The following is a 25,554-nucleotide window of genomic DNA, read 5'->3' on the forward strand; positions in this document are numbered from 1 at the left end:
CGACGATCGGCCGTCACCCCTCGGGGGTGGCGGCCGTTCCTCGTTCCCGGGCCTCGTCGGCCGGGGTCGCGGTGACGGCGGCGCCCGCGGCACGCAGGGCGGCCTCGAGGTCGGCGGGTCGGCGGGTGCCGACGAGCCAGCCGGGGGTGGGGTCGTCCGGGTCGACGACGCGGACGACGACCGCGGACCGCAGCCAGGGGCGCAGGCACGCGTAGGTCCGCGCGTCGGACCCGGGACCGAGCTCGGCGCGCAGCGCCGCGGCGTCGAGGGCGCGGGGGTCGGCGAGGAGCGCCACCGGGATGCGGGCGCGGCCCGCCCACAGCCACGGGGCACCGTCCGGGCCGGGCCCGACGGCGACCACGGGCGAGGACGTCCACAGGAGGACGGCGAGGACGACGGCGGCGACGGCGCCCACGATCAGGGACGCGGCGATCGAGATCAGCCAGAGCACGATCCCGAGGACGAACCCGACGCACACCGCGCCGACGACCCACGCGGGCCCGGGGTGGAGCCGCTCGCGGAACGTGGCGGAGACGGTGGCCTGGGGTGCGGGTTCGGGCATGGCACCAGGATGCCATCCGAGCCGGGGAGTCCCGGCGCGGCGGTGCGCCCGGGCGCGCGCGTGGACCGGCCCGCCCGCGAGCAACTAGGCTCACGCCTCGTGTCCAGCTCCGAGGTGACCGACGTCCTGCTGCAGCGTCTCGACGACGGCGTCCCCCGCCGTCCTACGCCCACCCGGGCGACGCGGGCGCCGACCTCGTGACCACGGTGGACGTCGAGCTCGGCCCGGGGAGCGCGCGCTGGTGCCCACCGGCATCGCGATCGCGCTCCCGGACGGGTACGCGGCGTTCGTGCACCCGCGCTCGGGCCTGGCGACCCGGCACGGCCTGACGGTCGTCAACGCGCCCGGCACCGTCGACGCGGGCTACCGCGGCGAGATCAAGGTCACGCTGCTCAACACGGACCGCTCCGAGCCCATCACGCTGCGGCGCGGCGACCGGATCGCCCAGCTCGTGGTGCAGAAGGTCGAGCGGGTCCGGTTCGTCGAGGCCGAGCGCCTGCCCGGGTCGCACCGCGGGGACGGCGGATTCGGGTCCTCGGGCGGCTTCGGCGGCGCGGGAACAGCGACCCCCTGACCGTCCGCCGCCCTCAGGTGGCGGGGCTACTGTGGAATGCGGGACGCGGGCGATCCTCGCGCGCGCCCGACGGTACTGACGAGGAGATCAACGTGGGGCTTTTCCGACGGGCCACGGCCGACGAGCGCCGGGAGGACCGTGAGAGCGCCCTCGCGCGCGAGGAGGAGGGTCTCGCGCAGGACGGCGACGGCGACCAGCCGCGCACGTCCGGCCCGTTCGACGCCGCGGAGATCGAGGACGCGTCGGGCCGCCTCGACCTGGGCGGCCTCCTGGTGCCCGGCGTCCCGGGGATGCGGTTGCGCCTCGAGCAGGACCGCCGCACGGGCAAGTTCACCGGCGTGGCGTGCACGGTCGAGGGCTCGGTGCTGCAGGTGCAGGCTTTCGCCGCGCCGCGCACGCAGGGCATCTGGGACGAGATCCGCGAGGAGATCGCGTCGTCGGTGCAGCAGCAGGGCGGCGCCGCGGACGACGTCCCCGGCCCGTTCGGGCGCGAGCTGCTCGCCCGCCTCCCCGTCGCGGGCGCGGACGGGCGCACCGGCTTCCGGCCCGCCCGGTTCCTCGGGGTCGACGGGCCGCGATGGTTCCTGCGCGGCGTGATCACCGGTCGTGCCGCCGTCGAGCCTGAGGCCGCGACGACGCTGGAGTTCGTGTTCGCGAACACCGTGGTGGTGCGCGGCGAGGCGGCCCGCCCACCGCGTGACGTCCTCGAGCTGACCCCGCCCGCCCAGCCGGACGCGAACGGCGCGTCCGAGGACGGCGCGGAGGCGGGCGGGCAGGCCGCGGGGCACGCGCAGCCGCCGGCCGGGGGCTTCAACCCGCTCGAGCGGGGTCCCGAGATCACGGAGATCCGCTGATGGGCGTGCGCACCGCGCTCAAGGACGCCCTGGCGTCGCGCGACGAGATCGCGGCGGACGAGGAGCGCGACGAGGCGCGCCGCCAGTTCGGCTGCTCGGCGATCGGGTCGCTGCCGGACCGTCGCCGCGTCCAGGTGTCGGGCGTCGTCCGGTCGGTCACGCTGCGTCCCCGCGAGGGCGTGCCGGCATTCGCGGCGGAGCTGTTCGACGGCACGGGCTCGCTCGACCTCGTCTGGCTGGGCCGGCGCCGGATCGCCGGCATCGAGCCGGGGGCACGGCTCAAGGCCGAGGGTCTCGTGAGCACCTCGGGCGGGCGGCCGACCGTGTTCAACCCGCGCTACGAGCTGCGCGCGCGCCATGGTGAGTGAGGCGGACGACGTCGCCGCCGGCGAGGTCGAAGCCGCGGGCGACGGCGCGGACGCTCGCGGGGTGCGCGCGCTCGCGTCCGACGACTTCTCCGTCCTGGACTCGGTGGGCGGCGTGCGCGGCCTGGTCGAGTCGATGCTCCCGGGCCTCGTGTTCGTCGTCGTGTACGTGCTCACGAGCGACCTGACGGCGACCCTGTGGGCGTCGGTCGCGGTCGCGGTCCTGCTGGTGGTGGCGCGGCTGGTCGCCCGGACCCCGCCGGTGCACGCGCTCGGCGGGCTCGTCGGGGTGGGGATCGGCGTCCTGTGGGCGGCGACGTCCCACAAGGCGGAGAACTACTACGCGGTGGGGCTGCTGACGAACGCCGCCTACCTCGTGGGGTGCCTGGTCACGATCCTCGTGCGCTGGCCCGCGGTGGGCGTCGTCGTGGAGCTGCTGCGCTCCGGCATGGGCGGGGCGACGCTCGCGGGCGGCAAGGCCCCCGCCCGTCCGACGCCCGCCGAGGCTGACGCGGCCCGCGAGGCCCAGGAGCCGCTGCGTCCCGCGTTCCCGACGGCGTGGCGCGCCGACCGGGAGCTCGTGCGGCGCTACGCGTGGGCGACGTGGGTGTGGGTGGCGATGTTCGGGCTGCGCCTGGCGGTCCAGGTCCCCCTGTACCTGGACCACTCCGTGGGGTGGCTGGGCACGGCCCGCCTCGTGATGGGGCTGCCTCTGTGGGGCCTCACGCTGTGGGTGACGTGGATCCTGATCCCGCACCGGGCGCGGCAGGCAGTCGCACCGGCCTGAGCTCGCCCCCGTCGGCGAGCTCCCCGCCCGGGGCGAGGAGCCGCTGCAGGGCGTCCTCGTCGACCTCCGCGCCGGCGACGAACAGCAGCTCGTCGCCCACCTCGAGGGTGTCGTCCGGGCTGGGCGCGAGCGGCCGCGGGCCGCGCACGACGGCCGCGAGGACGACGTCGTCGGGCCACGGCACAGACCCGACCCGGCGCCCCGCGAGCGGGGAGTCGTCGGGGAGGGTGAGCTCGAGGATGTCCGCACCGGACTGGTGGAACGTGAAGATCCGCACGAGGTCGCCGACGGCGACGGCCTCCTCGACCATGGCCGTCATGATGCGCGGCGTCGACACGGCGACGTCCACGCCCCACGACTCGTCGAACATCCACTCGTTGGCCGGGTTGTTGACGCGCGCCACGGTGCGCGGGACCCCGTACTCGGTCTTCGCGAGCAGGGACACGACGAGGTTCGCCTTGTCGTCGCCCGTGGCCGCGACGATGACGTCGCACTCGTCGACGCGCGCCTGCGTGAGGGTGGGCAGCTCGCACGCGTCCGCGAGGAGCCAGTCCGCGTCGGGGACCTGGGACACCCGCATCGCGGACGGCTGACGGTCGATGAGCGTCACCTCGTGCCCGTGGCCCAGCAGCTCGCGGGCGATCGAGCGCCCCACGGAGCCTGCCCCGGCGATCACGACCCGCATCAGCCCTCACGCTCCTCGGTCTTCGGGGCGCGGGTGAGCACGCGCTCGACCCGGTCCACGTCGTCGCTGCGCACCAGCAGATGCAGCACGTCGTTCTCCTGCAGCACCGACTCCTCGCCGGGCAGCACCCCGTCCCCGTACCGGGACAGGTACGCGACCCGCGTGGAGGTGGCGCGCTGGATCGCCGCCATCGTGGTGCCGATCCAGCCCGGGTGGTAGTCGAGCTGGCACAGCCGCACCTGCCCGGACGGGTCCCGGTACTCGTCGGTCGCTCCCAGGGGCAGCATGCGGCGCAGCACCTGGTCGCTGGTCCACCGGACCGTCGCGACCGTGGGGATGCCGAGCCGCTGGTAGATCTCCGCCCGGTGCGGGTCGTAGATGCGGGCCACGACGTTCTCCACGCCGTACGTCTCGCGCACCACGCGCGCCGCGAGGATGTTCGAGTTGTCGCCGTCGGAGACGGCGGCGAACCCGTACGCGTCCTCGATGCCGGCCTGGACCAGGGTGTCGCGGTCGAACCCGACGCCCGTGACCTTCTTCCCGTCGAACTCGGCGGGGAGGCGGCGGAACGACTCGGGGTTCTGGTCGACGACGGCGACCGAGTGGCCGCTCGCCTCGAGCGACTGGGCGAGCGTGGCGCCCACGCGCCCGCATCCCATGATCACGAAGTGCACGACGCCGACGCTACCAGCGCCGGGACCGCCCGCACCGCCGCGCCCCGCCACCCCACCGGCGACCCGGCCCCCGCCCGCCCGAGCCCTTCCCCGCCACCCCGCCCGTGACCCCGCGCACGCGTAGCATGGTGCCTCGTGTCCGATCTCGCCGACGCCGCCAAACGGCTCCTGCTGGGGCGTCCCGTCCGCAGCGACCGCCTGGGCCACACGCTCCTGCCCAAGCGCCTCGCGCTGCCCGTCTTCGCGTCCGACGCGCTCTCGTCCGTGGCGTACGCGCCCGACGAGATCCTCCTGACCCTGGCGCTCGCGGGGTTCACCGCGACGACGATCTCCCCGTGGGTCGGTGTCGCGGTCGTCGTGGTCCTCGTGACGGTCGTCGCGTCGTACCGCCAGAACGTGCACGCCTACCCGTCCGGGGAGGCGACTACGAGGTCGCGACCACGAACCTGGGCCCCGGAGCGGGCCTGTCGGTGGCGTCCGCGCTGATGGTCGACTACGTCCTCACGGTCGCGGTGTCGATCTCGTCGGGCACCCAGTACGCGGCGTCCGCGATCCCGGCCCTGCGCGGGCACGAGGTCCCGTTCGCGATCGGGCTCGTGGTGCTGCTGGCGGTGGCGAACCTGCGCGGCGTCAAGGAGTCGGGCCGGTTCTTCGCGATCCCCGTGTACTTCTTCATGGCCGCGATCGGGGTCACGGCCGTCGTCGGGTTCGTGCGCTACGTCACCACCGGCCTGCCCGCGGCGGAGTCCGCGGGCTTCGACATCGTCACGTCCGACAACCTGTCGAGCGGTCTCGTGGGACTGGGCGGGGCGTTCCTCGTGGCGCGCGCGTTCGCGTCCGGGTGTGCCGCGCTGACCGGTGTCGAGGCCATCAGCAACGGGGTCCCGGCGTTCCGCAAGCCCAAGTCGAGGAACGCCGCCACGACCCTGGCCCTGCTGGGCGGGATCTCCGCGGTCATGATCATGGCGATCCTCCTGCTCGCCCGGGCCATCGGCGCCAAGTACGTCGAGGACCCCGCGGGCCAGCTCCGTGACCACGGGCACGCCGTGGCCGCCGACTACGTGCAGCACCCCGTGATCGGGCAGCTCGCCCAGTCGGTGTTCTCCGGGTTCACGCCCGCGTTCTACGTCGTGTCCGCGGCGACCGGCCTCATCCTCGTCCTCGCCGCGAACACCGCGTTCAACGGGTTCCCGGTGCTGGGGTCCATCCTCGCGAAGGACGGCTACTTGCCCCGCCAGATGGACACGCGCGGCGACCGGCTCGCGTTCTCCAACGGCATCATCGTCCTCGCGCTCGGCGCGATCGCGCTGATCGTCGCGTTCGACGCCACCGTGACCCGGCTCATCCAGCTCTACATCGTCGGCGTGTTCGTGTCCTTCACGCTGTCCCAGCTCGGCATGGTGCGGCACTGGACCCGCGAGCTGCGCACCCAGACCGACCCCGTCGTCCGCAAGCGCATGATCCGCTCGCGCATGGTCAACGGCTTCGGGTTCGGGCTCACCGGCATCGTCCTGCTCATCGTCCTCGCCACGAAGTTCACGCACGGCGCGTGGATCGCGATCCTCGCCATGGCGTGCCTGTACGCCCTCATGCGCGGCATCCGGCGCCACTACGAGTCCGTGTCCCGCGAGCTCGCGCTGGACGACGCCGCCTCCGCCCGCGCCCTGCCCAGCCGCGTCCACGCGATCGTCCTGATCTCCAAGCTCCACAAGCCCGCGATGCGCGCCATCTCCTACGCCCGCGCGTCCCGGCCCTCGGTCCTCGAGGCCGTGACCGTCGGCGTGCACGCCGAGGAGGTCGCCGCCCTCACCGCCGAGTGGGACGCGCTCGAGCTCCCCTCCCGCTGCGCGTCCTCGACTCCCCGTTCCGGGAGATCACGCGCCCCGTGCTCCAATACGTGCGGTCCGTGCGCCGGGAGTCGCCCCGCGACCTCGTCGTCGTCTACATCCCCGAGTACGTCGTCGGGCACTGGTGGGAACAGCTCCTGCACAACCAGTCCGCCCTGCGCCTCAAGGGCCGCCTCCTGTTCACGCCCGGCGTCGTCGTCGCGTCCGTGCCCTGGCAGCTCGAGTCCACCGAAGGCCAGACCGGCCTCGAGAACCCCCGCGTCGGACCGGCGTGGATCCACCGCCGGTGAGAGGCCCCACGATGCCCCCCACGACCACCGCCACCCCGCCGACGACCGACGAGCTCCTCGAGCTCACCGTCGGCCCCGTCGCCCACGGCGGGCACTGCGTGGCCCGCACCGACGGCCGCGTCGTCTTCGTCCGCCACACCCTGCCCGGCGAGAAGGTCCTCGCCCGCCTCACCGACACCGGCGACGACCCCGCGACGGCCCGGTTCTGGCGCGCCGACGCCGTCCGAGTCCTCGAGCCCTCACCCGACCGCGTCCCCGACGCCTGGCCCGCGGCCGGACCCGGGGAGTCGGCGGGGAGAGCTCGCCCACGTCTCGCTCGACGGGCAGCACCGCTGGAAGGCCGCCGTCCTGGCCGAGCAGCTCCAGCGCCTCGCCCACCTCGAACCCGCCGACCTGCCCGGCGGCGGCGTCCGCGTCGAGACCGCCCCCGGCGACGACGCCCGCGGCGGCCTGCACTGGCGCACCCGCATCGAGCTCGTCGCCGACCCCGACGGCCGCGCCGGCATGCACCGCTACCGCACCCACGACGTCCTCGCGCTCGACCCCGCCGCCCCCGGCGGCCCCATGCCGCTCGCCACCGAGGACGTCCTGGCGCTCGCGGACGCGGAGGACGTGTTCACGCGCCGGTGGGAGCCCGGCACCCGGCTCGAGCTCGTCGCGCCCGCCGGGCCCGACGGCGCGCCCGCCGCACCCCTCCTCCTCGCCGACGGCCTCACCTGGCAGGGCGGCCGCGCGGACCGCCGCCCCAACGCGCGCCGCACGGTGACGGAGACCGTCGCCGCCCACGGCAGCACGTGGAGCCACCGCGTCGCCGCGGACGGCTTCTGGCAGGTGCACCGTGAGGCCCCCGCGCTCCTCGTGGGCGCGGTCCTCGACGCGCTCGCGGGCCGGAGCCTCGACGGGGCGACCGTCCTCGACCTCTACGCGGGCGCCGGCCTGTTCACCCTGCCCCTCGCCGACGCCACGGGCCCCACCGGGCGCGTCGTCTCGGTCGAGGGCTCACCCCGTGCCGTCAAGGACGCCCGCCGCTCCCTGCACGACCGGCCCCACGTCGAGCTGCACGCCGGTCCCGTCGACCACGTCCTCGCCGCCCTGCGTGCCGCGGCCGGCAGCAGCGGCGGCCTCACCCACGCGGACGCCGTCGTCCTCGACCCGCCCCGCGTGGGTGCCGGACGGGTCGTCGTCGAGCAGGTGGCCCACCTCGCCCCGCAGGCCGTGGTCTACGTGGCCTGCGACCCGGCCGCGCTCGCGCGTGACGTCGCCCTCTTCGCCGCCCAGGGGTACGACCTGACCGCGCTCCGCGCGTTCGACCTGTTCCCCATGACGCACCACCTCGAGGCCGTCGCGACCCTCACCCGGCGAGGCTGACCGCCTCCGCGGCGAGGGCCCGCGCCCGGTCGTCCACGACCGCCCACGCCGCCTCCGACACCCCGGGGTGGCGCGCGCGGTCGACGGCCTCGAGGGCGGCGACGGTCCGCTCGAGCGCGTCCGCGACGACGCGCGTCGCCCGTCGCGGAGCGAGGCCCCAGGCCCGGCCCTCGGCCACGAGCTGCGCCGCACCGATCGCGCGGACGTCGTCGCGCCCGTCGACGTCGAGCGCGAGCCGGCCCGACGACGCGGGGGAGTGCAGGTGCATCGAGACGTCGTAGGCGGGCGCGAGGATCGCGCGGGCGCCGTCGGGCGCGCGCACGAACGCGTGGTTCTTGGCGTGCGCGTCCGTGTTCCCGACGACGACCGTGAACGCCACGAGCCGCAGCAGGGCGTCGGGGTGGCGCCGCCGTCGGTCAGGACGCGCGCGGCGTCGGCGTAGGACGGGGTGGCGCGGCCGTGCTGGAACTTGCGCTCGGGGTCGGTCGTCGCGATCCCGAGGGCCTGCGCGAGGTCCTCCTGGTGGACGCGGCCCACCGGGGCGGCCCGACCGCCGTCGGGCGGGAGCACCCGGTCGAACCGCGAGACGACGAGCGCGCGCTGGTCCTCGAACGAGGCCACGTGCGCCTCCACGGTCGTGAGCCCGACGCGCCGCGCCAGGTCGAGCGCGGCCGCCTCGGTGTCCACGAGGTCCGACGGCGCCGTCCCGGGCGGGCGCGAGAGCTTGAGGATGTGCGTGGACGCCGCGCCGTCGCGCACGCGAACCCACCCCTCGCCGTCGCGCGCGAGAGCGATCTTCGGCTCCATGCCGGCCAGGGAGGTCAGGGAGTCGAGGCGGTCCCCCGCGCGGCCGTGCGTCGCGGCCTGGCGCAGCATCGCCGCGATTCCCGCGTCGTCGAGGGGCTCGGTGCGGGCCGTCGTCGCGGGGTCCGGCTCCCCGGCGGGCACCAGCACGACGGCGCCCGCCGTGTCGCGCCCGTACACGGACAGGAACGCGAGCGTGTCGTCGGGGTCGATGCGGTGCTCGCGCGCCATGGAGTCCCGGGCGCGCCCCTCGGGCAGCAGGCCCTCGAGCCAGACCCGCACGCGCGCGGGGTGCGAGCCCGCCGGGGTGCCGAGAGGAAGGAGCTGTGACAGGACGCGCGAACCGACGCCCCACCGGTCGAGCGCCTCGTCGGTCCACGTCACGTCGATGCCCGAGCCGCGGGAGGCGGGGCGCACCGCGGCCGCGCGTGTGCCGTACAGCCAGACGTCGAGCTCCGTGCCGGGGCCGGCGGGGCTCACGGCGCCTCGACCTTGAGCACGACGTCGAGCTCCCGCAGCAGCGCGAAGAGCCGGTCGGTGTACAGGCTCGGCTTGCCCTGCTCGATCTCCACGAGGTAGCGGCGGGTGATGCCGAGATCGCCGGCGAGCTCGGCCTGGGTGAGCCCGCGCTGGGTGCGCCGGCGGCGCAGGAAGTCGCCGAGGTCGGCGGGCCGCGTGACGTAGGCCCACTCGGCGGGACGGTCGGTCATGACGACTCCTCGGGGGTGTGCGGATATCGTGACAGCGGCCTGAAGTGAGGATATCGGCACACGCTCACGATGTCACGATAACCGCACAACATCGGCGCGGCTCCGTTAGGCTCGGACCATGACGCCCCCGCCGACGACGGCCCCGCCGGCACCTTCACCACCACCCCCACGCAACCGCCGACCCCCTCACCGACGCCCAGGTCGCCGAACGCGTCGCCGCCGGCCACGTCAACCACGTCAGACGAGCCAGCTCCCGCAGCCTCGGCGCCATCCTCCGCGCCAACGTCCTCACCCTCTTCAACCTCATCCTCGCGATCGCCGCCGTCCTCGTCCTGGCCACCGGCAGCTGGCCCGACGCCGTCTTCGCGTTCGTCATGGTCGTCAACGCCGGCATCGGCATCGCCACCGAATACCGTGCCAAGCGCACCCTCGACCACCTCTCCTCCTCACCGAGTCACCCGCCCGCGTCCGACGCACCCACGACGACGGCACCCACGACGACGAGGTGGCGCTCGCGGACATCGTGCTCGACGACGTGCTGCTCCTCGCGACGGGCGACCAGGTCCCCGCCGACGGGACGGTGCTCGAGGTCGCCGGCCTCGAGATCGACGAGTCGATGCTCACGGGCGAGTCCCGCTCGGTGCGCAAGCAGTCCGGCGACGACGTGCTCTCCGGGTCGGTCGTCGTCGCCGGCAGCGCGACGGTCCACGTCACCGCGGTCGGCGCCGACTCCTACGCCCAGCGCATCGCCACCGAGGCGAGGCGGTTCTCGGTCGCCCGGTCGGAGCTCCGCGACGGCATCAACAAGGTCCTGGCGGTCGTCTCGGTCGCGATCGTCCCCATCGCGCTGCTGCTCGCTTGGTCCCAGCTCCGTGCCACGGGCGGGCTCAGCGAGTCCATCAGCTCGGGCGCGTGGCGCGACGCCGTCGTCGCGGCCGTCGCGGGCGTCGTGGGCATGATCCCCGAGGGCCTCGTCCTGCTCACGTCCCTCAACTTCGCCCTCGCCGCCATCCTGCTCGCCCGCCAGGGTGTCCTCGTCCAGGAACTGCCCGCGGTCGAGGTGCTCGCGCGCGTCGACGTCCTGTGCCTCGACAAGACGGGCACCATCACCGACGGCACCATCGGCCTGCGCGACCGCCACGTGGTCCTGCCGGGCGGCGACGCCCGGGACGGTCGGGCGGCCGCTGCCCTCGGCGTCCTCGCGGCCCTCGCCGCCGACCCGGGCGCGAACGCGACGGCCCTCGCCGCGGGGGAGGGCATCGAGGAGTCGCCCGCGACCGTGACGGACGCCGTGCCCTTCTCGTCCGCGCGCAAGTGGTCGGCTGTCGCCGCCGCGGAGCACGCGTACGTCCTCGGCGGCCCCGACATCCTCCTCGCCGGCCGCGGCGACGACGCCGCGCGCGACACGCTCGCGCTCGTGCGCGAGGCGGCGGGCACGGGGTCGCGCGTCGTGCTGCTCGCCGAGGCGCCGGCCGGTCTGCCGGACCCCGACCACCCGCTGCCGCACGACCTCGTGCCCGCCGTCGTGTGCGTGCTCGGCGAGCACGTGCGCCCCGACGCCGAGCAGACGCTCGCGTACTTCCACGCCCAGGGGTGCGGACCATCGTGATCTCGGGCGACGACCCCGAGACCGTCGGCGCGATCGCGACCGGCGTGCGCTCGGGAGGGCCCGAGCAGGGCGACTCCCCGCTCGTCGGGTACGACGCGCGGCAGCTCCCCGCGGTCGCGGACATCGACGGCAAGCCCGACGCCGAGTCCCTGGAGGCCCTCGCGCAGATCCTCGACGAGCACGGCGTCTACGGGCGCGTGCGGCCCGAGCAGAAGCGCGCGATCGTGCACGCCCTGCAGTCGCGGGGCCACGTCGTCGGGATGACCGGCGACGGCGTCAACGACGCGCTCGCCCTCAAGGACGCCGACCTGGGCATCGCGATGGGCAACGGGGCGCCGGCCACCAAGGCCGTCGCGCGTCTCGTCCTGGTCGACGGCCGGTTCTCGACCCTCCCGGGCGTCGTCGGGCAGGGGCGCCGCGTCATGGCGAACATGGAGCGCGTCGCGGGCCTGTTCCTCACCAAGACGACGTACGCGGCGCTGCTCGCGGTCGCCGTCGTGCTGCTCGCGGTCCCGTACCCGTTCCTCCCGCGGCACCTCACCCTCGTCAGCTCGCTCACCATCGGGATCCCGGCGTTCTTCCTCGCGCTCCCGCCGAACGACACGCGGTACGTGCCGGGCTTCCTGCGGCGCGTGCTGACGTACGCCATCCCGTCGGGCGTCGTGATCGGTGCCGGCGTCCTGACCGCCTACCTCGTCTCGCGGGGCCAGGGGGACCCGACGGTCGAGGCGCGGACGGTGGCCACGCTCGTGCTGCTCGCGCTCGCGCTGTGGGTCCTGGGGCTCGCTGCGCGCCCGTGGAACCACGGCCGGAGCTGGCGGTTCTGGCTCGTGATCGCGATGGCGGCCTGCGGCGGGGGAGCGTGGGCCATCCCGTTCGCGCGGGACTTCTTCGCGCTCGAGCTCCTGAACGGCGGCCAGCTCGCGCTCGCCGCGGTCGTCGTCGTGGTGGGCTGGGTGCTCATCGAGATCGCGTTCCGCCTGATCGGGTCGAGGGCGCGCCACCCCGCGATATCTTGACGTCAAGATATCTACGGTATGCTGGCGTAGGCTGAACGAAAGCCCCCAAGAAGCCCCTGAAAAGCCCCGACGGGCCCGCGTGCCGACGCCGGCGTACGCCCCGTCACCCCTCGCCAGCAGACAGGAGTTGCACCGTGAGCAGCGTCGACACGTTCGGGTCGAAGGGAACCCTCACCGTCGGTGACCAGGACTACGAGATCTTCCGGCTTTCCGCCGTCGAGGGTCTCGAGCGCCTGCCGTACAGCCTGAAGGTCCTCGCCGAGAACCTCCTGCGCACCGAGGACGGTGCGAACATCACCGCCGACCACGTGCGCGCGCTCGCCGGGTGGGACCCGGACGCGCAGCCCGACACGGAGATCCAGTTCACGCCGGCCCGCGTGATCATGCAGGACTTCACCGGCGTGCCCTGCGTCGTCGACCTGGCCACCATGCGCGAGGCCGTCGCCGAGCTCGGCGGTGACGCGCAGCGCATCAACCCGCTCGCCCCGGCCGAGCTCGTCATCGACCACTCGGTCCAGATCGACGTCTTCGGCACGGCCGGCGCGTTCGAGCGCAACGTCGACATCGAGTACGACCGCAACCGCGAGCGCTACCAGTTCCTGCGCTGGGGCCAGACGGCGTTCGACGACTTCAAGGTCGTCCCCCGGGCACCGGCATCGTGCACCAGGTCAACATCGAGTACCTGGCCCGCACGGTCATGACGCGCGAGGTCGGCGGTGTCCTGCGCGCCTACCCCGACACCTGCGTCGGCACCGACTCGCACACCACGATGGTCAACGGCCTCGGCGTGCTGGGCTGGGGCGTCGGCGGTATCGAGGCCGAGGCGGCGATGCTCGGCCAGCCCGTCTCGATGCTCATCCCGCGCGTCGTCGGCTTCAAGCTCACGGGGTCGATCCCCGCGGGCGTGACCGCCACCGACGTCGTGCTTACCATCACGCAGCAGCTGCGCGCCCACGGCGTGGTCGGCAAGTTCGTGGAGTTCTATGGCGACGGCGTCGCCCAGGTCCCGCTCGCGAACCGCGCCACGATCGGCAACATGAGCCCCGAGTTCGGCTCGACCGCGGCGATCTTCCCGATCGACGACATCACGCTCGACTACCTGCGCCTCACGGGCCGCTCCGACGAGCAGGTCGCGCTCGTCGAGGCGTACACCAAGGAGCAGGGGCTGTGGCACGACCCGTCGAGCGAGCCCGTCTTCTCGGAGTACCTCGAGCTCGACCTCGCGACGGTCGTCCCGTCGATCGCCGGCCCGAAGCGCCCGCAGGACCGTATCGAGCTGTCGCGTGCCAAGGAGCAGTTCGCCCGTGACCTCCCGGTCTACGCGTCCGAGACCGGCAACGGCGTCGACGAGGCCGAGGAGGAGTCGTTCCCCGCGTCCGACTCGCCCGCCGTCACGTCGAGGGCCACGCGCCTCGTGCCCGTGACCGACACGCGCGGCAACAGCTTCGAGCTGTTCCACGGCGCCGTCGCGATCGCGTCCATCACGTCGTGCACCAACACGTCCAACCCGTCGGTCATGATGGCCGCCGGCCTGCTCGCCAAGAACGCCGTCGAGAAGGGCCTCACGTCCAAGCCGTGGGTCAAGACGTCGACCGCCCCCGGCTCGCAGGTCGTCACCGGCTACTACGAGAAGGCCGGCCTGTGGCCGTACCTCGACAAGCTGGGCTTCAACCTGGTCGGCTACGGCTGCACCACGTGCATCGGAAACTCCGGCCCTCTCGACGAGAACGTGTCGGCTGCGGTCAACGAGCACGACCTCGCCGTCGTCTCGGTGCTCTCGGGCAACCGCAACTTCGAGGGCCGCATCAACCCCGACGTGAAGATGAACTACCTCGCGTCGCCGCCCCTCGTCATCGCGTACGCGCTGGCCGGGACCATGGACTTCGACTTCGAGTCCGACCCGCTGGGCCGCGACGCCGACGGCAAGCCGATCTTCCTGCGGGACATCTGGCCGACGCCGGACGAGGTCCAGGCCGCGATCGACTCGTCGATCGACCGCGACATGTTCACCGAGGACTACGCGAACGTGTTCGCCGGCGACGAGCGCTGGCAGGGTCTGCCCACGCCCGAGGGCTCGGTCTTCGAGTGGGAGGACGCCTCGACCTACGTGCGCAAGCCCCCGTACTTCGAGGGCATGGGCCTCGAGCCGGAGCCGGTCACGGACATCACGGGTGCCCGCGTGCTGGCGAAGCTCGGCGACTCGGTCACGACCGACCACATCAGCCCCGCGGGTGCGATCAAGCCGGACAGCCCGGCGGGCCGCTACCTCACGGAGCACGGCATCGAGCGCAAGGACTTCAACTCCTACGGCTCGCGCCGCGGGAACCACGAGGTCATGATCCGCGGCACGTTCGCGAACATCCGCCTCAAGAACCAGCTCCTCGACGGCGTCGAGGGCGGCTTCACGTACAACTTCGTGAAGGACGCCCAGGACACCATCTACGACGCGGCGCAGGACTACGCGGCGCAGGGCACCCCCTCGTCGTCCTGGGCGGCAAGGAGTACGGCTCGGGCTCGAGCCGTGACTGGGCCGCCAAGGGCACCGCGCTGCTGGGCATCCGCGCCGTCATCACCGAGAGCTTCGAGCGCATCCACCGCTCGAACCTCATCGGCATGGGCGTCCTGCCGCTGCAGTTCCCCGAAGGCGAGGACGCCGGGTCGCTCGGCCTCGACGGCACCGAGACCTTCGACATCGCCGGCATCACGGCGCTCAACGAGGGCTCGACCCCGCGGACCGTCCACGTGACGGCCACCAAGGGTGACGGCACCACGGTCGAGTTCGACGCCGTCGTGCGCATCGACACGCCCGGGGAGGCGGACTACTACCGCAACGGCGGCATCCTGCAGTACGTGCTGCGTTCGCTCGTGCACTGAGCCTGACGCCCCGCGACGGCCGGGTCGACCTTCGGGTCGGCCCGGCCGTCCGTCGTCCTACGGGTTCTCGACGGCGCCCCGCCGTCGTGCCGACCAGGGGGTTGTGCACCGTTCTGGGCTCTGACGAGGGGCTCACCCCTGGTCGGCGAAGTGTCGCCCTCAGGTGGGGTCGTCGTCGGCTGAGAGGCGGGCCACCGCGTGCCGGCCGACCTCGGCCATGAGCGGGTGCGCGTCGGGATAGGCGAGCAGGGCCAGCGCGAGGCTCGCCGCCCACGCGCGGGCGCGGACCCAGGTGGCGTCGTCGGCGCCGCCCGTCTGCGCGTACGCAGCCCGGAACGCGGTGTGGCCCGCGGCGTCGAAGGACAGCCAGGCCGTCGCGAGGTCCGACGCCGGGTCGCCGCCCGTGACGTCGCCGAAGTCGACGACCGCGGCCAGCTCGTCCGGGGGCCGTCGGTACCGACCCGCACGACGACGTTGCCCGGGTGCGGGTCGCCGTGCAGCCAGACAGGGGCGCCGTCGTGCACGGGGGCGGCGAGCCCTGCGGCCCACGCGGCCTCGAGCACGGGGCGGACGCCCGCGCCGGCACGGGCGAGCCGGTCGGCGAACGCCGCGTCGCGGTCAGCGAGCTGGACGCCCCGGAACGGGTTGGCGGGCACGTCCGACGGCGCCGGCGCGTGCAGCGCGGCGAGGGTGCGGCCGAGGGCCCCCGCCCACGCCGCGCGGCGGGCGACCGGGGTCCGGTCCGCGGTCTCGCCGTCGAACCACGGCACGACGCTCCAGGGGTACGGGTAGCCGAGCTCGGGCGCACGCCGGCCGACCCGGAAAGGCGTGGGGACGGCGACGGGCAGCCGTGGCGCGAGCACGGGCAGCACCGCCTGCTCGTGCTCGACGAGGTGGGCCGCCGCCTCGCGGCTGGGGAGCCGGAGCGCGAGATCGTCCCCGAGCCGCATCACGACGTTGTCCCAGCCGTTCGCGGCGACCTCGAGGCGCTCGTCGGCGCTCGGGAGCAGGTCCGGGTGCTGGGCGCGCAGGAGCGCGCGGGCGAGGTCGGTCGTCACGGCGAGGTCGGCGTCCACCGCCCGACCCTACGGCGTGGCGCGCGCGCCGGACGACGGCGAGGGCGACACTGGGGCGATGGCCGGCGACCCGAGCAGCACGCGCCCCACGGAAGCAGTCGTCGCGGCGTTCCTCGACACGGTCGCCCCGCTCCGCGGGCCGCACCGGCTCGGGACCGGCTGCGTCTACCTCAAGGATCTCGACGACGTCGACCTCGACGTGCTCGCCGAGATCGTCCGGCGGTCGTACGCGACCCTCACGGCCGGCCCGACGTTCGGCCGGAGGCTCTCCGGCCCGGGCGCCGGCCCACCGGGCGGAACCGTGCCGTGACTCAGAGCGGCGCGTCGACCGTACGGTCGCGGTCCCAGGGCTCGGCCCAGCCGAGCCGGTCGAGCACCGCGTCGAGGATGCCCGCGGTGAACCCCCACACGAGGTGGTCGCGCCCGTCGGCGGTCACGACGAAGCCGGGGCTGCGGTAGGCGCGGGGGCCCCGGCGCGCGACGACGGTGCGGCGGTTCTCCGGGTCGACGAGGTCCGCGACCGGGACCCGGAACACGTGCGCGGACTCGCCGACGTCGACCACGTGCACGGGCGTGGGCCTCGCCCACCAACCGAGCACGGGCGTGACCAGGTGGTGGCTCACGGGCAGGGGGAGCGGCGGGAACGTGCCGATCACCTCGACGCCCGCGGCGTCGAGCCCGGTCTCCTCGACGGCCTCACGGAGCGCCGCGTCGACGGGCCCGCCATCGCCGGGGTCGACGCGCCCTCCCGGGAACGCGACCTGACCGGCGTGCGAGCCGAGCGACGCGGCCCGGGCGAGAAGTAGGACGTCGAGGTCACGGGCGACCGCGGCCGCCCGGTGGTCGGACGGCACCGCGTCGAGGACGCCGAACAGGACGAGCACCGCGGCGTCGCGGGTCCGCGCGGGGTCCAGCGTCCCGATGGCGTACCGCCAGGAGGAGGCCCACGCGTGGTCGCCGGCCGCGAGGGCGACGAGCTGGTCGCGCGCCGTCGCCGGCGCGGTCACCAGCTCTCCGGGACCGGGGCGCCCTCCGCGTACCCGGCGGCGGACTGCACGCCCACCACGGCGCGCTCGAAGTACTCCTCGATCGACGACGCGCCCGCGTACGTGAACGAGCTCCGCACGCCCGACGTGATCGAGTCGAGGAGGTCCTCGACGCCGGGGCGGCGCGGCTCGAGGTACATGCGGCCCGTCGAGATGCCCTCCTCGTAGAGGCCCTTGCGGGCCCGGTCGAACGGCGAGCCGCCGACGGTGCGGGCGGCGACCGCGCGCGCCGACGCCATGCCGAACGAGTCCTTGTAGAGGCGGCCCGTGCCGTCGTCGTGCAGGTCGCCCGGCGACTCGTGCGTGCCCGCGAACCAGGAGCCGATCATGACCTGCGACGCGCCCGCGGCGAGCGCGAGCGCGACGTCGCGCGGGTGGCGGACGCCGCCGTCGGCCCACACGTGCTTGCCGAGCTCGCGCGCGGCCGCGGCGCACTCGAGGACCGCCGAGAACTGGGGGCGCCCGACGCCGGTCATCATGCGCGTCGTGCACATCGCGCCCGGGCCGACGCCCACCTTGAGGATGTCGGCGCCCGCCGCGACGAGGTCGCGCACGCCGTCGGCCGTGACGACGTTCCCCGCGACCACGGGCACGTCCGGGGAGACGCTGCGGACGGCGTCGAGCGCCTGGAGCATCTTGACCTGGTGCCCGTGCGCGGTGTCGACGACGAGCGTGTCGATGCCCGCGTCGAGGAGCGCGCGCGTCTTCCCGGCGACGTCGCCGTTGATCCCGACGGCGGCCGCGATCCGCAGGCGCCCGGCCGCGTCGACGGCGGGGGCGTAGACGGACGAGCGGAGCGCGCCCTTCTCGGTCAGGACGCCGACGAGCCGGCCGTCGCGGACGACCGGTGCCAGGTGGTGGCGACGCTCGTGCAGGAGCGTGAAGGCCTTCTCGAGCGCGCCGGCGTCCGCGCGGCCGTCCGGACCGAGCGCGCCGAGCTCGCTCACGTCGAGCGTGGTGGGGTCGGGCGTCATGACCTCGTGCACCTGGGTGAACAGGTCGACGCCCTGGCAGTCCGCGGTCGCGATCACGCCGACCGGCCGACCCTGGTCGACCACGACCGCAGCGCCGTGGCTGCGCTTGCCCAGCAGCGACAGCGCGGTCTGGACGGTGTCGCCCGGCGCCACCACGACGGCCGACTCGACGACCGGGTCCTTCGACTTCACGTCGGCCACGACGTCCGCGACGACGTCGACCGGGATGTCCTGGGGGATCACGACGAGCCCGCCGCGCCGGGCCACGGTCTCGGCCATCCGGCGCCCCGCGACGGCCGTCATGTTCGCGACGACGATCGGGATCGTCGTGCCCGTGCCGTCGCTGCTGGACAGGTTGACGTCGAAGCGCGACGCGACGTCCGAGCGCGAGGGGACGAGGAAGACGTCGCCGTAGGTGAGGTCGGTCGTCGGGGTCTGCCCGGGCAGGAAGCGCATGGTTCGAGTCTAGGGCGACCCGGTGGCCCGGCTCGTGGCGTGCGTCACGGTCCACCGGGCGCACCCACGACGCGCACACCCCGGCCACGTGGACGACGCAGGTCGCCGCGTAGACTCGTCCGATGGTCGGGCACCGGTGGTGCGCCGACCGCACGACGCCCCCGGGGCACCGCACGACGAGAGGAAGAGCGCCGATGGGGCTGCTGGAGCAGATCTCGGGACCACGGGACCTGGATGCGCTGACCTCCGCGCAGCTGCGGCAGCTCGCCGCCGAGATCCGGGAGTTCCTGGTCCAGGCGGTCTCACGCACCGGCGGGCACCTCGGCCCGAACCTGGGCGTCGTCGAGCTGACCCTCGCGATGCACCGCGTGTTCGAGTCCCCGCGCGACACCTTCGTGTTCGACACGGGCCACCAGTCGTACGTGCACAAGCTCCTGACCGGGCGCCAGGACTTCTCGACGCTGCGGCAGAAGGGCGGCCTCGCCGGGTACCCGAGCCGCGCCGAGTCCGAGCACGACGTCGTCGAGAACTCGCACGCGTCGACGTCGCTGAGCTGGGCCGACGGCATCGCGCGGGCGAACGCGGTGCGCGGCCTGAAGGATCGCCACGTGGTCGCGGTGATCGGCGACGGAGCGCTCACCGGTGGCATGGCGTGGGAGGCCATCAACAACATCTCGGCGGCCGAGGACCGGCGCCTCGTCGTCGTCGTGAACGACAACGGCCGGTCGTACTCGCCGACCATCGGCGGCATGGCGCACCACCTCGACACCCTCCGGACGACCGACGGCTACGAGCAGTTCCTCGACTGGGGCAAGCGGACGCTGCGCCGGTCCGGCCCGCCCGGGCGCTTCGCGTACGAGTGGCTGCACGGCCTGAAGAAGGGCATCAAGGACGTCGTCGCGCCGCAGGGCATGTTCGAGGACCTCGGGCTCAAGTACATCGGCCCGGTCGACGGGCACGACGAGCAGGCGGTCGAGCGGGCGCTGCGCCAGGCGAAGGCGTTCGGCGGGCCCGTGATCGTCCACGTCATCACCGAGAAGGGCCGCGGGTACACGCCCGCCGAGCAGGACGTCGCCGACCGCTTCCACACGATCGGCGTGATCCACCCGGAGACGGGTCTGCCCATCGCGCCGTCGCGGTTCGGCTGGACCAAGGTCTTCGCGGACGAGCTGGTGCAGATCGGCCGGCGCCGCCCCGACGTCGTCGCGATCACGGGCGCGATGCTCGAGCCCGTCGGCCTGCTGCCGTTCTCGCGCGAGTTCCCCGAGCGCACGATCGACGTGGGCATCGCCGAGCAGCACGCGGTCACGTCCGCGGCCGGCATGGCCTTCGCCGGCCTGCACCCCGTCGTCGCGCTGTACGCCACGTTCCTCAACCGGGCGTTCGACCAGGTCCTCATGGACGTCGCGCTGCACCGTGCGGGCGTGACGTTCGTGCTCGACCGGGCCGGGATCACCGGTCCCGACGGCCCCAGCCACCACGGCATGTGGGACCTCGCGATGCTGCGGCTCGTGCCCGGCCTGCGGCTCGCCGCGCCGCGCGACGAGGCCACGCTGCGCGAGGCGCTGCGCACCGCCGTCGACGTCGACGACGCACCCACGGTCGTCCGGTACCCCAAGGGCTCCCTCGGCCCCGACCTGCCGGCGGTCGACCGGCTCGACGACGTGGACGTCGTCGCGCGGACCGGGCCCGAGACGGGAGACGCGCCGCGCGTCCTCCTCGTCGGCGTGGGCGCCATGGTCGGAACGGCCCTCGAGGCCGCGCGCGTCCTGGGCGAGCACGGCGTCCGGGCGACGGTCGTGGCCCCGACGTGGGTCCTCCCGATGCCGTCGGCGCTCGTGAAGCTCGCGGGCGAGGCGGACCTCGTGGTGACCGTCGAGGACGGGCTCGCGGAGGGCGGCGTCGGTGCGCTCCTCGGCGAGCGGCTCACGGCCGAGGGTCACCCGGCGCGCATGCTCACGCTCGGCCTGCCCACGACGTTCGTCGACCACGCGAGCCGCGAGGAGATCGTCGCCGCGTACCGGCTCGGCCCCGCCGACGTCGCCGCGGACGCCCTCGCGGCGCTGGCGACGCGCGGCAGCGAGAGCTGAGCCGGCCGCACCGGCACGGAATCCCCTGCGCCCCGGCGCCGCGGGTCGGTAGCCTGCGCCCATGATCTGGCTCCTCGACCTCGACAACACCCTGGTGGGCCGCACCGACGCGTTCGCGTCGTGGGCCGCCGCCGCGATCGCCGAGGCCGGGGCTTCCCCGACGCCCTCGCGGACATCCTCGAGGCCGACCAGGACGGGCACGGCTCCAAGGAGGCGCTGGCACGCGTGCTCGTCGACCGGCTGGGCTGGGACGACGACGTGCCCGCGGTGATCGCCCGCTTCCGGGCGGGCATCGTCGACGGCCTGCGGCTCTACGACGGGGTTCCGGGGCTGCTCGACGAGCTGCGCGACGCGGGCCACCGGGTGGCCGTCGTGACCAACGGGACGTCCGCGCAGCAGCGCGCCAAGATCGCGCGGTGCGGGCTCGAGGCGTGCGTGGACGCCGTCGTCGTCTCCGAGGAGGAGGGCGTCGCCAAACCCGACCCGGGCCTGCTCGAGATCGCTCTCGATCGGCTCGGTGCCACGGGGATCGATCGCGACCAGGTGTGGATGGTGGGCGACACCGCGCACGCCGACGTCGCGGCCGGGCGTGCGGCCGGTGTCCGGACCGCGTGGGTCTCTCACGGCCGGCCGTGGGCGGGCGCGGACCGCCCGGACGTCGTCGCGGCGACGACACGCGAGGCGATCGAGGTCGCCGCTGCCCTGGGCCGATGACGTCGGGCAGGATGGCCGACATGGCGACGAGCGAGGCCGACGGCCGCTGGGTGGTGCTCCTTCGAGGCGTCAACGTGGGCGGGGTGACGATCCGGTCCGCCGACCTGCGGGCCTGCGTCGAGGGGCTCGGCTTCACGGGCGTCCGGACGGTGCTCGCGAGCGGGAACGTCGTCGTCGACGCCACGGGCGAGGCCGTCGCGGACGCCAAGCGACGGATCGAGGCCGGGCTGGGGGAGCGGTTCGGCTACGACGCGTGGGTCGTCCTGGTGCCGCAGCCCGAGCTGGCGGCGGTCGTCGACGCGTTCCCCTGGCCGTCCCGCGAGGGCTGGCACGACTACGTGACCTTCGTCTCGGAGCCGGAAGCCCTCGATGAGCTGCTGGCCGCCGCCGACGCGCTGCGGCTCGACCCGGCGACCGACCCGGTCGGGGGAGGGGAGGGGTCGTCTACTGGCAGGTGCCGCAGGGTGGCACCCTGGACGCCCCGTTCTCGAGGCTGTCGTCGAAGGCCCGGTACAAGGCGACGACCACGACGCGCAACGCGCGCACGCTCAGCCGGCTGCTGGGCTGAGGATCTCCATCACGCGCCCCCGCTGACTTCGTCTCGTAGAAATAGTGTGCCAAGCAGTGCCCACCACCGGTCGGACGATGGCCTGCACCACACCATTGCCCGCCCCGACGGCGTGATCGATCAGACTCGACTTGACCTTGGCTTTGCCTGATCCCGGCTCCTACGCTGGATTCAGCGAGCGGGCGACCCGGTACCGCTCCGGTCTACGGAATCGACGGACACCATGACCCTGCACGCCAGCCCGATCCCTCAGCACCAGTCGCAGCAGGGGAGCGCGGACATAGCGCACGAGCCGGCGTGGGAGGGCTTCGTCGGCGGGCCGTGGCGGGACGGCGTGGACGTCCGCGACTTCATCCAGCGCAACTACACCCCGTACGAGGGCGACGCCGCGTTCCTCTCCGGCCCGACGGAGCGCACCACCGCGCTCTGGGGCAGGCTCACCGCGATGTTCCCCGAGGAGCGGGAGAAGGGCGTGTACGACGTCGACGCGACGACGCCCTCGACCATCACCGCGCACGCGCCCGGCTACATCGACCGCGAGCACGAGCTCGTCGTCGGGCTCCAGACGGACGCGCCCCTCAAGCGCGCGATCATGCCGAACGGCGGCTGGCGCATGGTCGAGGGTGCGCTCGAGACGTACGGCTACCCGGTGGACCCGGTGCTGCGGAAGGTCTTCACGGAGTACCGCAAGACCCACAACCAGGGCGTGTTCGACGTCTACCCGCCGTCGGTCCGTGCGGCGCGGTCGTCGCACATCGTCACCGGCCTGCCCGACGCCTACGGCCGCGGGCGCATCATCGGCGACTACCGCCGCGTCGCGCTGTACGGCGTCGACGCGCTGGTCGCCGCGAAGAAGGTCGACCGCGTCACGATGGACATGCAGCCCGCGACCGAGGCCGTGCTGCGCGACCGCGAGGAGAACGCCGAGCAGGTCCGGGCACTCGGCGAGCTCGTCGAGATGGCGGCGTCGTACGGGTGCGACGTGCGCCGTCCCGCCGCGAACGCGCACGAGGCCGTCCAGTGGCTCTACCTCGCGTACTTGGCCGCGGTGAAGGAGCAGAACGGCGCCGCGATGTCGCTCGGGCGGACGTCGACGTTCCTCGACGTCTACCTGCAGCGCGACCTCGACGCAGGGCTCCTCACGGAGGAGCAGGCACAGGAGCTCGTCGACGACTTCGTCATCAAGCTGCGCATCGTGCGCTTCCTGCGCACCCCCGAGTACGACGAGCTCTTCTCGGGCGACCCGACCTGGGTCACCGAGACGATCGGCGGCATGGGGGAGGACGGGCGCCCGCTCGTCACGAGGAGCTCGTTCCGGTTCCTGCAGACCCTCTACAACCTGGGCCCGGCCCCGGAGCCGAACATGACGGTGTTCTGGACACCGAGCCTCCCACAGGGCTTCAAGGACTTCTGCGCGCAGGTCTCGATCGACACCTCGGCAGTCCAGTACGAGTCGGACGACACGATCCGCGCCCACTGGGGCGACGACGCCGGCATCGCGTGCTGCGTGTCGCCGATGCGGATCGGCAAGCAGATGCAGTTCTTCGGCGCCCGCGTCAACGTCGCGAAGGCGCTCCTGTACGCGATCAACGGCGGCAAGGACGAGGTCACGGGCAAGCAGGTCTCGCCCGCGACCCCGCCGGTGGGCGACGGCGTCCTCGACTACGACGACGTCCTGGCCCGCTTCGACGCCACGCTCGACTGGCTTGCCGCGACGTACGTGGAGGCGCTCAACTGCATCCACTGGTCGCACGACCGGTACGCGTACGAGCGGCTCGAGATGGCGCTGCACGACAAGGACGTGCTGCGGACGATGGCGTGCGGCATCGCGGGTCTGTCGGTCGCGGCGGACTCGCTCTCCGCGATCCGGTGCGCGCGGGTCACGCCCGTGCGGGACGAGCGCGGCATCGTCGTCGACTACGAGATCGAGGGCGACTTCCCGACGTACGGCAACGACGACGACCGCGCGGACTCGATCGCCACCTGGCTGGTCGAGACGTTCATGGCGAAGGTCCGGCAGCACCCGACGTACCGCGACGCGGTGCCCACGCAGTCGGTCCTGACGATCACGTCGAACGTCGTCTACGGCAAGGCGACGGGCAACACGCCCGACGGGCGCCGGGCCGGCGAGCCGTTCGCCCCGGGCGCGAACCCGATGAACGGCCGCGACACGCACGGCATGCTCGCGTCGGCGCTGTCGGTCGCGAAGCTCCCGTACGACGACGCCCAGGACGGCATCTCGCTGACGAACACGGTGGTGCCCGCAGGGCTGGGCCGGGAGAAGGACGAGCAGGTCACGAACCTCGCGGGTCTTCTCGACGCCTACTTCGGGTCCGAGGGGTATCACATGAACATCAACGTGCTGAACCGCGAGACGCTGCTCGACGCGATGGACCACCCCGAGAGCTACCCGCAGCTCACGATCCGGGTCTCGGGCTACGCGGTGAACTTCGTGCGGCTCACGCGCGAGCAGCAGCTCGACGTCCTGTCGCGCACGTTCCACGGCGCGGTCTGATGAGCACCCTGGCCGGCGTCGCGGTCGCGGACGACCTCGACCGCTCCGAGCGGCTCGCGGCGATGCGGTCGGGCGCGCTCGGCTCGGTCCACTCGTGGGAGCTCGTCACGGCCGTCGACGGACCGGGGACTCGGCTCACGGTCTTCCTCAGCGGTTGCCCGCTGCGCTGCCTGTACTGCCACAACCCCGACACGCTCGCGATGAAGGACGGGCGTCCGGTGACGGCGGACGAGCTGCTCGGCCGGGTCGCGCGGTACCTGCCGGTGTTCCGCGCTACCGGGGAGGGCTGACCCTGTCGGGCGGCGAGGTGCTGATGCAGCCGGCGTTCGCGGCGCGCGTCCTGCGGGGAGCCAAGGAGCTGGGCGTCCACACGACGCTCGACACGTCCGGCTTCCTCGGCGCGCACGCGACGGACGCGATGCTCGACGACACCGACCTCGTGCTGCTCGACGTGAAGTCCGGCGACCCCGAGACGTACCGGCGGGTGACCGGCCGGGACCTCGAGCCGACCCTCGTGTTCGGGCGGCGCCTCGCGGCGCGCGGCAGGCGTGTCTGGCTGCGGTTCGTCCTCGTGCCCGGGCTCACCGACGCCGTCGACAACGTCGAGAAGGTCGCCGCGTACGCGGCCGAGCTCGAGCAGATCCGTCCCGGGACCGTCGAACGGGTCGAGGTGCTGCCCTTCCACCAGATGGGGCGCGAGAAGTGGCACGCGCTCGGGCGGAGCTACGAGCTGGAGGACACGCAGCCGCCGACGGCGGAGCTCACCGAGCGTGTGCGGGAACAGTTCCGAGCCCACGGGCTCGCCACGTATTGAGCTCCGGGCCGACGACGGGGCGGTGGTACCGTCGTGGTATCACCGCCCAGAGGTCCGGCCCAGGAGGTCCCCATGGCCATGACACTCCGTCTCGACGACGAGACCCAGGCTGCGCTCGACCGCATCACCCGCACCGAGGGCGTCTCGGCGACGGCCGCGATCTCCGAGGCCGTCCTCGAGTACGACGCCAAGCGCCGGGAGCTACGGGACCGGCTCATCGCACAGATCGTCCAGGAGGACGCCGCGCTGCTCGAGCGGCTCGCGCAGTAGCGCCCGCGC

Annotated in this window: 21 protein-coding genes and 7 pseudogenes; 17 read left to right on the forward strand and 11 right to left on the reverse strand. The window is 73.8% G+C overall.

The window, feature by feature from the left end; all coding sequences use genetic code 11:
- Positions 1-13: 13 nt before the first annotated feature.
- Positions 14-562 carry a DUF3093 family protein gene (locus QQK45_RS16990; protein WP_284294268.1) on the reverse strand — a complete coding sequence of 183 codons (549 nt, stop codon included), beginning with the start codon at positions 560-562 and terminating at the stop codon, positions 14-16.
- 99 nt (positions 563-661) lie between these two features.
- Here QQK45_RS16990 and dut point away from each other — a divergent pair.
- From dut to QQK45_RS17010, 4 genes and pseudogenes are all read left to right on the forward strand, one after another.
- Positions 662-1,136: pseudogene (gene dut / locus QQK45_RS16995) on the forward strand (dUTP diphosphatase).
- Between the two features lie 92 nt (positions 1,137-1,228).
- Entirely contained in the window at positions 1,229-1,990 is a 762-nt protein-coding gene (locus tag QQK45_RS17000; RefSeq protein ID WP_284294269.1) for a DUF3710 domain-containing protein, read from the forward strand.
- Positions 1,990-2,358, forward strand: coding sequence for an OB-fold nucleic acid binding domain-containing protein (locus QQK45_RS17005; protein ID WP_284294270.1), 369 nt, complete (start codon positions 1,990-1,992; stop codon positions 2,356-2,358). Before QQK45_RS17000 ends, QQK45_RS17005 begins: the two co-directional genes overlap by 1 nt.
- Positions 2,348-3,142, forward strand: coding sequence for a DUF3159 domain-containing protein (locus tag QQK45_RS17010; protein ID WP_284294271.1), 795 nt, complete (start codon positions 2,348-2,350; stop codon positions 3,140-3,142). Before QQK45_RS17005 ends, QQK45_RS17010 begins: the two co-directional genes overlap by 11 nt.
- Here the strand turns inward: QQK45_RS17010 and QQK45_RS17015 are convergent.
- The gene (locus QQK45_RS17015; RefSeq protein ID WP_284294272.1) at positions 3,078-3,827 is read right to left on the reverse strand and encodes a potassium channel family protein; all 750 of its coding nucleotides are present in this window, start codon (positions 3,825-3,827) and stop codon (positions 3,078-3,080) included. The genes QQK45_RS17010 and QQK45_RS17015 overlap by 65 nt on opposite strands.
- Positions 3,827-4,486, reverse strand: a complete 660-nt coding sequence (locus QQK45_RS17020; protein WP_284295089.1) for a potassium channel family protein — start codon at positions 4,484-4,486, stop codon at positions 3,827-3,829. Before QQK45_RS17020 ends, QQK45_RS17015 begins: the two co-directional genes overlap by 1 nt.
- A gap of 150 nt (positions 4,487-4,636) precedes the next feature.
- On the opposite strand from QQK45_RS17020, the pseudogene QQK45_RS17025 reads away from it, so the two are divergent.
- The 3 genes and pseudogenes from QQK45_RS17025 to QQK45_RS23385 all read left to right on the forward strand — a co-directional run bounded on the left by QQK45_RS17025 (position 4,637) and on the right by QQK45_RS23385 (position 8,006).
- Positions 4,637-6,638, forward strand: a pseudogene (locus tag QQK45_RS17025) (APC family permease).
- 11 nt (positions 6,639-6,649) lie between these two features.
- Positions 6,650-7,480, forward strand: a complete 831-nt coding sequence (locus tag QQK45_RS23380; RefSeq protein ID WP_431310293.1) for a TRAM domain-containing protein — start codon at positions 6,650-6,652, stop codon at positions 7,478-7,480.
- Positions 7,401-8,006 carry a class I SAM-dependent RNA methyltransferase gene (locus QQK45_RS23385; protein ID WP_431310294.1) on the forward strand — a complete coding sequence of 202 codons (606 nt, stop codon included), beginning with the start codon at positions 7,401-7,403 and terminating at the stop codon, positions 8,004-8,006. The genes QQK45_RS23380 and QQK45_RS23385 overlap by 80 nt, the downstream gene beginning before the upstream one ends.
- Here the strand turns inward: QQK45_RS23385 and QQK45_RS23390 are convergent.
- The 4 genes and pseudogenes from QQK45_RS23390 to QQK45_RS17045 all read right to left on the reverse strand — a co-directional run.
- Positions 7,990-8,403, reverse strand: a pseudogene (locus QQK45_RS23390) (HipA domain-containing protein); the annotation flags it as partial. The gene QQK45_RS23385 and the pseudogene QQK45_RS23390 sit on opposite strands and share 17 nt — an antisense overlap.
- A gap of 26 nt (positions 8,404-8,429) precedes the next feature.
- A pseudogene (locus QQK45_RS23395) lies at positions 8,430-9,290 on the reverse strand (HipA domain-containing protein); the annotation flags it as partial.
- Positions 9,287-9,520 (reverse strand): helix-turn-helix domain-containing protein, encoded by a 234-nt coding sequence (locus tag QQK45_RS17040; protein ID WP_284294274.1) that lies wholly within the window; start codon positions 9,518-9,520, stop codon positions 9,287-9,289. The pseudogene QQK45_RS23395 and the gene QQK45_RS17040, both read right to left, overlap by 4 nt.
- A complete protein-coding gene (locus tag QQK45_RS17045) occupies positions 9,517-9,957 on the reverse strand; it encodes a hypothetical protein (protein ID WP_284294275.1) in 441 nt (146 codons plus the stop codon). Before QQK45_RS17045 ends, QQK45_RS17040 begins: the two co-directional genes overlap by 4 nt.
- A 68-nt stretch (positions 9,958-10,025) precedes the next feature.
- Between QQK45_RS17045 and QQK45_RS17050 the strand changes: the two genes are divergently transcribed.
- From QQK45_RS17050 to acnA, 3 genes and pseudogenes are all read left to right on the forward strand, one after another.
- On the forward strand, positions 10,026-11,129 hold the full coding sequence (locus QQK45_RS17050; RefSeq protein WP_284294276.1) for an HAD-IC family P-type ATPase: 1,104 nt from the start codon (positions 10,026-10,028) through the stop codon (positions 11,127-11,129).
- Entirely contained in the window at positions 11,114-12,148 is a 1,035-nt protein-coding gene (locus QQK45_RS17055; RefSeq protein WP_284294277.1) for an HAD-IC family P-type ATPase, read from the forward strand. The genes QQK45_RS17050 and QQK45_RS17055 overlap by 16 nt, the downstream gene beginning before the upstream one ends.
- A gap of 134 nt (positions 12,149-12,282) precedes the next feature.
- Positions 12,283-15,022 (forward strand): annotated as a pseudogene (gene acnA / locus QQK45_RS17060) (aconitate hydratase AcnA).
- Between the two features lie 159 nt (positions 15,023-15,181).
- On the opposite strand, the gene QQK45_RS22505 reads toward acnA, so the two are convergent.
- A complete protein-coding gene (locus QQK45_RS22505; RefSeq protein WP_348525371.1) occupies positions 15,182-15,571 on the reverse strand; it encodes a phosphotransferase in 390 nt (129 codons plus the stop codon).
- Positions 15,535-15,972: pseudogene (locus tag QQK45_RS22510) on the reverse strand (phosphotransferase); the annotation flags it as partial. The gene QQK45_RS22505 and the pseudogene QQK45_RS22510, both read right to left, overlap by 37 nt.
- A gap of 184 nt (positions 15,973-16,156) precedes the next feature.
- Here QQK45_RS22510 and QQK45_RS17070 point away from each other — a divergent pair.
- The gene (locus tag QQK45_RS17070) at positions 16,157-16,408 is read left to right on the forward strand and encodes a hypothetical protein (protein WP_284294278.1); all 252 of its coding nucleotides are present in this window, start codon (positions 16,157-16,159) and stop codon (positions 16,406-16,408) included.
- Between the two features lies 1 nt (position 16,409).
- Here QQK45_RS17070 and QQK45_RS17075 read toward each other — a convergent pair whose 3' ends face one another.
- Both QQK45_RS17075 and QQK45_RS17080 read right to left on the reverse strand, forming a co-directional pair.
- Positions 16,410-17,105, reverse strand: coding sequence for an NUDIX hydrolase (locus QQK45_RS17075; protein WP_431310295.1), 696 nt, complete (start codon positions 17,103-17,105; stop codon positions 16,410-16,412).
- Positions 17,102-18,574 (reverse strand): GuaB1 family IMP dehydrogenase-related protein, encoded by a 1,473-nt coding sequence (locus QQK45_RS17080; protein WP_284294279.1) that lies wholly within the window; start codon positions 18,572-18,574, stop codon positions 17,102-17,104. The genes QQK45_RS17075 and QQK45_RS17080 overlap by 4 nt, the downstream gene beginning before the upstream one ends.
- A 194-nt stretch (positions 18,575-18,768) precedes the next feature.
- Between QQK45_RS17080 and dxs the strand changes: the two genes are divergently transcribed.
- From dxs to QQK45_RS17110, 6 genes and pseudogenes are all read left to right on the forward strand, one after another.
- The gene (gene dxs, locus QQK45_RS17085) at positions 18,769-20,664 is read left to right on the forward strand and encodes a 1-deoxy-D-xylulose-5-phosphate synthase (protein WP_284294280.1); all 1,896 of its coding nucleotides are present in this window, start codon (positions 18,769-18,771) and stop codon (positions 20,662-20,664) included.
- 120 nt (positions 20,665-20,784) lie between these two features.
- A complete protein-coding gene (locus tag QQK45_RS17090) occupies positions 20,785-21,378 on the forward strand; it encodes an HAD family hydrolase (RefSeq protein ID WP_284294281.1) in 594 nt (197 codons plus the stop codon).
- 20 nt (positions 21,379-21,398) lie between these two features.
- A complete protein-coding gene (locus tag QQK45_RS17095) occupies positions 21,399-22,097 on the forward strand; it encodes a DUF1697 domain-containing protein (RefSeq protein ID WP_284294282.1) in 699 nt (232 codons plus the stop codon).
- Between the two features lie 72 nt (positions 22,098-22,169).
- Positions 22,170-24,461: a formate C-acetyltransferase gene (pflB, locus tag QQK45_RS17100; protein WP_284294283.1), complete on the forward strand. Its 2,292-nt coding sequence runs from the start codon at positions 22,170-22,172 to the stop codon at positions 24,459-24,461.
- Positions 24,461-25,275, forward strand: a pseudogene (gene pflA, locus QQK45_RS17105) (pyruvate formate-lyase-activating protein). The gene pflB and the pseudogene pflA overlap by 1 nt, the downstream one beginning before the upstream one ends.
- Before the next feature lie 72 nt (positions 25,276-25,347).
- A complete protein-coding gene (locus QQK45_RS17110; protein WP_284294284.1) occupies positions 25,348-25,545 on the forward strand; it encodes a CopG family transcriptional regulator in 198 nt (65 codons plus the stop codon).
- Positions 25,546-25,554: the final 9 nt, after the last annotated feature.

This window comes from Luteimicrobium album, assembly GCF_030161555.1.
Taxonomy (GTDB): domain Bacteria; phylum Actinomycetota; class Actinomycetes; order Actinomycetales; family Cellulomonadaceae; genus Luteimicrobium; species Luteimicrobium album.